Here is a 7,025-nt window from a genome sequence, read left to right as displayed (position 1 = left end):
GCCACCGGTAGGCACTTGCGGGCGGGCAAAAAAATCTTTACAATTTTAAACGGAAACGATCAACAAAAAGGAGATGCAGCCATATGCCATATGTAACGGTAAAAATGCTGGAAGGCCGTACTGACGAGCAAAAGAAAGCATTGGTTGAAAAAGTGACCGCCGCTGTCAGCGAAACGGTGAACGCCCCGAAAGAAAACATCACGGTTTTCATTGAAGAAATGTCGAAAAACCACTATGCCGTAGGCGGCGTCCGTAAAAGCGACGAATAAAGAGGGAAATCGCTAAGCCCTTTGCACAGGCTTAGCGATTTTTTTTAATTTTTCGATGTAGTCATACGCCTGGCTGATTTCTTCCTCCGTATAGTGCTGCTTTGCTTTTAACGTAAAGATTTTTTCTTTCACTTCGTCCTTCGGGAGCGCATCAAAGTACATGACCGTTGAAACGAGTTCGAGAAAACGCGCGTTTTGCCCGTTCATTTCTATCAGGCAGGCATCAAGCCCGGGCAGCTCCTGCTCGTACATATTTAAAAATTCATGGCCTTCATCAGTAACCGTATAACGGTATTGGACATATCCGCCTTTTTTCTCCTTGACTTCTTTCACAAAGCCGAGATTGGTCAGTTCTTCTATCCTCAGCGTCAGTTCTTCCGAGTACGGGCCGTAAAAATGGAATTCAAACTTTTCCTGGAACGGAAACGACAATTTTTTCGCAATGTAAATCATTTTTTGCAGTTTTTTGCGCCCGACAATCTCCCCCGAAACGGCAAGCGCACCCATTAATTTCACATGATCTTCTAACACAAACCATTCATCTCCTGATTAAATTTCCGGATTCTGGGACAGCTTTAACAAAGCGGCAATTTCCCTTTTCTTTTCGCCGTATTCCGTCTCGTCTTTGATCAAATCAAGCGGAAAATACAATTTATGGTCGGTTCTTCTTTTCCCCGAAATCGCATCTACAATATCGGATTCCCTAGACAATTCTTTCAAGTCCCCGTTCCGCATCAGCAAATTGATCGGAAGCCGTTCCCCCTCCTCGCCTGGCCGGTAAAAATCATAAGGAAGATCAGACGACGAATCAATCACCAAATAATAATTCGGATCGATCCCGGCTTCCTGGAAAAGTTTCTCCAACCGGCTATGTACTTTAAACTCTTTTGCTGGATCAAATTCAACATACTTAAACAAATTCCGGTTCACAAAGCGTGAGCAAAGATCCCGCAAAATCGAATCGTCTTCTTCCTGCCACACTTCAATATAATACAGCATCACATGTTCATCCATCTTCAAATAATCTTCAAGGGAAAGGTGATCTTCAAAAAGCGAGCGGAAATGCCTGGGCTCGTGTTTGAAATCATACGACGCATCATACAAGGCTTTTGCCCGCTGCAAAATTTTCGTTAAGATGACTTCCGCGCTCCTTGTGACCGGGTGGAAATACACCTGCCAATACATTTGGTAGCGGCTCATAATATAGTCTTCCACCGCGTGCATGCCGCTGTATTTAAAAACGGCCTGGTCCTCATGAGGGCGCATGACGCGGAGCAGCCGTTCAATGTCGAAATGGCCGTAGCTGACCCCGGTATAATAGGCATCGCGCAGCAAGTAATCCATCCGGTCCGCATCGAGCTGGCTCGAGATCAGGCTGACAACAAGCTTATTTTCGGAAGTTTTGGCTATGACTTCCGCCACTTTTTTCGGAAAGTTCCTGCCGACCCGCCGCAACACCTCGTTTACTTCCGTTTTTCCTAAAATGATTTGCTTTGTAAATTCTTCATGGTCCATGCCGAAGACTTTTTCGAACGAGTGGGAAAATGGCCCGTGGCCAAGATCATGCAAAAGCGCGGCGCAAAGCGATAAAAGCCTGTCCTTCCCGTTCCAGTTCGGCCTGTTTTTAAATACATCATCCGTAATTCTCCTGACAATTTCATATACGCCGAGCGAATGGCTGAACCGGCTGTGTTCTGCCCCGTGAAAGGTCAGGAAAGTCGTGCCGAGCTGCCGGATCCTGCGCAGCCTTTGGAACTCTTTTGTCCCGATCAAGTCCCATATCACCTGGTCGCGCACATGAACATAACGGTGGACAGGGTCTTTAAATACCTTTTCCTCGCTGAGTTTAAGTTTGGCGTATTCCATGATTTACCCTCTTCCTACTGTCGTAATTCTATTATACCGGGATCAAAAGAAGAAAAAAAGCGCCTGTACGCAAACCGAAAAAAGGGATTTTTCCACCGCCGCGCACTAAAACTCTATTATTTTTTTACCATATTGGTATAAAAAATGCATTTTTTGTCCATTCTCTTAGTATCAAAACAAAAATTCAAATTGGGGGTAATGAGAATGAAATCACGTCAAGACGCGTGGAGCGAAGAAGATGATTTGTTGCTTGCCGAAACGGTGCTGCGCCATGTGCGCGAAGGCAGCACACAGCTGAATGCTTTTGAGGAAGTCGGCGATAAGCTGAACCGCACTTCGGCCGCCTGTGGTTTCCGCTGGAATGCGGTCGTCCGCCACAACTACGAACAAGCTTTGCAACTTGCCAAAAAACAGCGAAAGCAGCGCCAGCGCCTGCTTGGAAAAGAACAGGGTGGGAAAAAGAAACTACTTTACCAGCCGCCAGTACCGACGCTTGAAGAACTTGGTGAAATACCGTTGGTTACGGACCAAGCGGAGGCGGAAGGGCAGGCCGGAGAAGGTGCACAAGGCACGGACAATGGGGAAATGAACTTGGTCAAAGTCATCAGCTATCTGCAATACTTAAACAATACGCAATTCCAGACAACGGTTTTAAAAAGCGAGAATGCAAGATTGAAACATGAAAACCAGGAACTAAAAAAAGAAACGGAAGAGCTGAAAAAACGCATCAAAGAGCTGGAAGAAGGCTCCGTCACGATGCAGGAAGATTACGAAACATTGATGAAAATCATGAATCGCGCCAGAAAATATGTCCTCTTTGAAGAAGACGACACCGGCACAACCAAATTCAAAATGGACCGGAACGGGAACCTGGAGAAAATGGCGGAGTGACATTGCCATTGCAAAACGCGATCCCAAAAGCTCTTTTAAACAAGGAAACCCATTGAGAAACATGATCTCGATGGGTTTCCGCCTGTTTAGTGACTTTGGGGATAGATGCTTCAATTCTTCCCTTGAAGAACGTTTATCTGAGTTGCGAACGGCATTTGTCCTCCATGATGCTTATGAAAGACTTTTCGCTGTCCCAAGGCTATGCTTTTGTCCCTTACAACACTCCTAAAAGACTTTTCCCATTATAGGGCCGGCGCTCTGTCCTTCAATAATGCTTCTAAGGGACATTTCGATACTCCACGAACCTGCTTCTGTCCTTTATAACGCTCCTAAAAGACTTTTTGCCGCCCCAAGGACACCATTTTGTACTTTATAAGGCTGCTAAAAGTCTTTTCTCTGCTTGCAGATCAAAGTTTTGTCTTTATAATCCAAGTTTGGTAAAGCAAGTGCCAAACCATGCTTTCCTACCCAATCATACCTGCAAACCTTATAAAAATCGCGCATTGCGTTCGAGCATGCGTTCATAATATTGGCCGTACCATTCCGTTTCCTGCTCCGTCAGCGGCCGGGACACAAGCCGGCTTCCGAGCTCCTGCAGCGTTTGCAGCAGCCGCATAAAAACGTCCTGTACCGCCAAATTTTCCTGCAGGAGCTCTGACAGCGACGCCATCACTTCAGGCTGTATCATCGGGTATTGAAATTTTGTCGCAGCACCCTGCTTTGCCTGTTCGTAAAATCCCCGGACGAGCCGCGCCCTGCCCGCACCACTGCCTGTGATGCATAAATAAATCTGGACAGCCACCCCTTTTCGGACACGCCGCTGCGAGATGCCGGCAAATTTTTTCCCTTCAATGCTTAAGTCATAGCTACCTGGGCAGTACGAGCCGGCAATTTCGCCTGCCTCAATCTGCACGGGGAAATCGGCAAACATCATTTGGATAAGCTTCCACATCGCCTCATATCCGCGGTTGATGTCCATCCCTTTTTCCGTGTCCGGCACAACAAGCGAAACGTTCAGCACACCATCATCCAAAACAACCGCAAGACCGCCTGAATTGCGGACAAGATACCGGTAACCCATGCTTTCAAGAAATTTAAGCCCCTGTTCCAGAAAAGGCAGCTTCGTATCCTGAATGCCGAGGCTGATTGTTTGGTGGTGCACCCATGTCCGCACAACCGCCGGAGACAGGTGTGACCCAACCGATGTGCATAATGTATCGTCCATTGCAAAAGACTGGGCCGCTTCAAACTGCGGGCCGAGGCAGGACTGGTCGATTATCCTCCACTCCGGCTGCTTCAGCAATTGCAGCGCTTCTTCCATATCCGTCCATTCCTCCATTTGCTTTTTCCAAAAACATAAAAAGGATTTGGCCATTGTGCAGGATGCAGCCAAGCCAAACCGGAACTAAATTCCAACGGTAAATCCCGGCATTCAGGAATAGGGACATTACAAACTTTGCGCCGCTGAAATCAAGGCCAAATTGTAAACATCCTCAGCATTGCAGCCCCGCGATAAGTCGTTGACAGGCGCATTCAGCCCCTGCAGGATCGGGCCGACCGCTTCGAAGCCGCCGAGCCGCTGCGCCATTTTATAGCCGATATTGCCGGCTTCAAGGCTCGGAAAAATAAACACAGTCGCATTCCCCTGGATGACGGAATCCGGCGCTTTCCTTTGCGCGACAGCCGGAACATATGCTGCATCAAACTGGAGCTCACCGTCCAGCACAATATCCGGATCGAGTTCTTTTGCCATTTTTACAGCCTGCACCACTTTTTCCGTCTCATCAGAATGGGCCGAACCTTTTGTTGAAAAGCTCAGCATGGCGACTCTCGGCTCGATATCAAACGTTCTTGCCGTCTTGGCGCTTTCCACAGCCGTTTCCGCCAAATCCTGGCTGTCCGGCGCGATATTAATGGCGCAGTCGGCAAATACATATTTCTCTTTATCCCTTACCATAATGAAGATACCCGACGTTTTTTTGATCCCCGGTTTTGTTTTAATGATCTGCAGTGCAGGCCGTACCGTGTCCGCCGTGGAATGGATGGCGCCGCTTACAAGTCCGTCCGCTTTCTTCAAATAGACAAGCATTGTGCCGAAATAATTAACATCTTTTAAAATCTTGCGCGCATCTTCTTCCGTCGCTTTTCCTTTTCTCCGTTCAACAAAAGCCTGCACCATCTCTTCAAAACCCTCATAGTTTTCCGGATCATATGTAGGGATTCCTTCAACCGAAACGCTGATTTCCCGTGCTTTTGCTTCGATTTCATTCCGGTTCCCGATTAACACCGGGCGGATGACTTCTTCAGAGGCAAGCCGGGAAGCAGCGGTTAAAATCCTTTCATCCAGGCCTTCAGGAAAAACAATGGTTTTATTGTGCCCCCGCACTTTTTGTTTAACGGTGTCGAAAAACTCGCTCATGTCGATCACTCCTTTTATGACTATGTCCTTTTTTAGGATAATCCATTCTCCCCAAAAATCAAAGGCAAAAGATGAAATTGTTCTGAACATTTCACACAGCGCGTATTATTTTTTCCTTTATCCAACCTATGTTATAGTAAGGTAAGAAAAAAAGCTTGGAGGGAAAAAGATGAGCGAAGCAGCAGAAACATTGGATGGCTGGTACTCGTTGCATAATTTTCGTTCTATCGACTGGGCGGGCTGGAGGGCACTGCCGGGCGCGGAAAGGGAAGCTGCAATTGAAGAGTTCCAGCAGTTCCTTAAAAAATTAGAAGCCATTCAAAACGAACATGAAGGAGCTTATGCTTTATACACGATCACAGGCCAAAAAGCCGATTTTGTCTTATGGACGCTGCGGCCGGCTTTAGAAGACCTTGAGAAAATTGAAACGGCCTTTAATAAATTAAAAATTGCTGACTATACCATCCCGGCTTACTCTTATGTCGCCGTTGTCGAGTTAAGCAACTATGTGCGCGGCGGCAAGGCGGATGAAAACGCATATGAAAATCCGCAGGTCAGAGAGCGCCTGTATCCGACCCTGCCAAAATCCAAATATTTCTGCTTCTACCCGATGGATAAACGGCGCCAAGGCGATGACAACTGGTATATGCTGCCGATGGAAAAACGCCGTGAATTGATGAAAAGCCACGGCATGATCGGGCGCAAATACGCCGGAAAAGTGAAACAGTATATTCTCGGCTCTACAGGGCTTGACGACTATGAATGGGGTGTCACTTTATTATCCGATGATGCCCTGCAGTTCAAAAAAATCGTCTACGAAATGCGTTTTGATGAAGCAAGCGCCAGATATGGCGAATTCGGCTCTTTCTATGTCGGAAGCCTGCTTGATGAAGAGAAATTAAAATCATTGTTACATATCGGGTAACCAAAATCCTTCCAGAATGCTGGAAGGATTTTTTAGCATATCCCGTTTTCCGGCGGCATACACATGAATGTAGTGAGGGCCCTACTTATACTGCCGCGCGAAAGCACGGCAGGAGCCGCGTTCAGGCTTCAGATATGTAAAAATGGAGGGGGAAATCAATTGGAAAACGGGAATTACACACCGCCTGTTTACGGGTATCCTTATTACTATTACTACCGGCAGTCCACCCAGCCTTACTACGGGACTTATTTTCCGCAGTACCAAGTTCCGATGGGGCCGCAAACCCAAATTTCGCCTACGCAAAATTTGCCTGGACAGCTGCCGCTCGAACAGTCTTATATTGAAAATATTTTGCGGCTGAATAAAGGAAAAATGATCACGCTGTACGCCACATTTGAAAACAACCGCGAATGGAACGCAAAAGTATTCAACGGGATTATCGAAGCGGCCGGGCGCGACCATGTCATCCTCAGCGATCCGCAAACCGGACAACGTTATTTAATTCCGATGGTGTATGTCGATTACATTACATTCTCTGAGGAAATCGAGTACGAATATCCTTTCGGGACACCGCAGGCAGGCCAGCAATTGGCCACCTATCCGCCACGGGGATAACTTTACAAAAATTCCATAACTCGGAAAACCCGCCGGAAAA

Annotated in this window: 8 protein-coding genes; 4 read left to right on the top strand and 4 right to left on the bottom strand. The window is 47.0% G+C overall.

Going from position 1 to position 7,025, the window contains the following annotated elements; genetic code table 11:
• Positions 1 to 83: 83 nt before the first annotated feature.
• Complete coding sequence (gene thmT / locus GBH70_RS10450; protein WP_151680989.1) at positions 84 to 269, top strand: 2-hydroxymuconate tautomerase; 186 nt, start codon at positions 84 to 86, stop codon at positions 267 to 269.
• 12 nt (positions 270 to 281) lie between these two features.
• Here the strand turns inward: thmT and GBH70_RS10445 are convergent, their stop codons facing one another.
• Both GBH70_RS10445 and GBH70_RS10440 read right to left on the bottom strand, forming a co-directional pair.
• Complete coding sequence (locus GBH70_RS10445; protein WP_151680988.1) at positions 282 to 800, bottom strand: YwgA family protein; 519 nt, start codon at positions 798 to 800, stop codon at positions 282 to 284.
• Positions 801 to 818: 18 nt separating this feature from the next.
• Entirely contained in the window at positions 819 to 2,135 is a 1,317-nt protein-coding gene (locus tag GBH70_RS10440; protein WP_151680987.1) for an HD domain-containing protein, read from the bottom strand.
• Positions 2,136 to 2,339: 204 nt separating this feature from the next.
• Between GBH70_RS10440 and GBH70_RS10435 the strand changes: the two genes are divergently transcribed.
• Positions 2,340 to 3,026, top strand: a complete 687-nt coding sequence (locus tag GBH70_RS10435; protein ID WP_151680986.1) for an RsfA family transcriptional regulator — start codon at positions 2,340 to 2,342, stop codon at positions 3,024 to 3,026.
• A gap of 487 nt (positions 3,027 to 3,513) precedes the next feature.
• Here the strand turns inward: GBH70_RS10435 and lipL are convergent, their stop codons facing one another.
• Both lipL and pta read right to left on the bottom strand, forming a co-directional pair.
• Positions 3,514 to 4,347 (bottom strand): octanoyl-[GcvH]:protein N-octanoyltransferase, encoded by an 834-nt coding sequence (lipL, locus tag GBH70_RS10430; protein ID WP_151680993.1) that lies wholly within the window; start codon positions 4,345 to 4,347, stop codon positions 3,514 to 3,516.
• Between the two features lie 126 nt (positions 4,348 to 4,473).
• A complete protein-coding gene (pta, locus tag GBH70_RS10425; protein ID WP_151680985.1) occupies positions 4,474 to 5,445 on the bottom strand; it encodes a phosphate acetyltransferase in 972 nt (323 codons plus the stop codon).
• Between the two features lie 169 nt (positions 5,446 to 5,614).
• Here pta and hemQ point away from each other — a divergent pair, with 169 nt between their 5' ends.
• A complete protein-coding gene (gene hemQ, locus GBH70_RS10420) occupies positions 5,615 to 6,370 on the top strand; it encodes a hydrogen peroxide-dependent heme synthase (protein WP_151680984.1) in 756 nt (251 codons plus the stop codon).
• A 159-nt stretch (positions 6,371 to 6,529) separates the two neighbouring features.
• Positions 6,530 to 6,985 (top strand): spore coat protein GerQ, encoded by a 456-nt coding sequence (gene gerQ / locus GBH70_RS10415; RefSeq protein WP_151680983.1) that lies wholly within the window; start codon positions 6,530 to 6,532, stop codon positions 6,983 to 6,985.
• The last annotated feature ends 40 nt before the right edge of the window (positions 6,986 to 7,025 follow it).

The sequence above is a fragment of the Weizmannia acidilactici genome (assembly GCF_008974225.1).
Taxonomy (GTDB): domain Bacteria; phylum Bacillota; class Bacilli; order Bacillales; family Bacillaceae_C; genus Weizmannia; species Weizmannia acidilactici.
This window is presented reverse-complemented; position numbering and strand designations above follow the sequence as displayed.

Bases quoted from the DNA above. Each gene is read 5' to 3' on its own strand.
- hemQ (WP_151680984.1), top strand. From the start codon at position 5,615: ATGAGCGAAGCAGCAGAAACATTGGATGGCTGGTACTCGTTGCATAAT.
- GBH70_RS10435 (WP_151680986.1), top strand. From the start codon at position 2,340: ATGAAATCACGTCAAGACGCGTGGAGCGAAGAAGATGATTTGTTGCTT.
- pta (WP_151680985.1), bottom strand. From the start codon at position 5,445: ATGAGCGAGTTTTTCGACACCGTTAAACAAAAAGTGCGGGGGCACAAT.
- GBH70_RS10440 (WP_151680987.1), bottom strand. From the start codon at position 2,135: ATGGAATACGCCAAACTTAAACTCAGCGAGGAAAAGGTATTTAAAGAC.
- lipL (WP_151680993.1), bottom strand. From the start codon at position 4,347: ATGGAAGAAGCGCTGCAATTGCTGAAGCAGCCGGAGTGGAGGATAATC.
- thmT (WP_151680989.1), top strand. From the start codon at position 84: ATGCCATATGTAACGGTAAAAATGCTGGAAGGCCGTACTGACGAGCAA.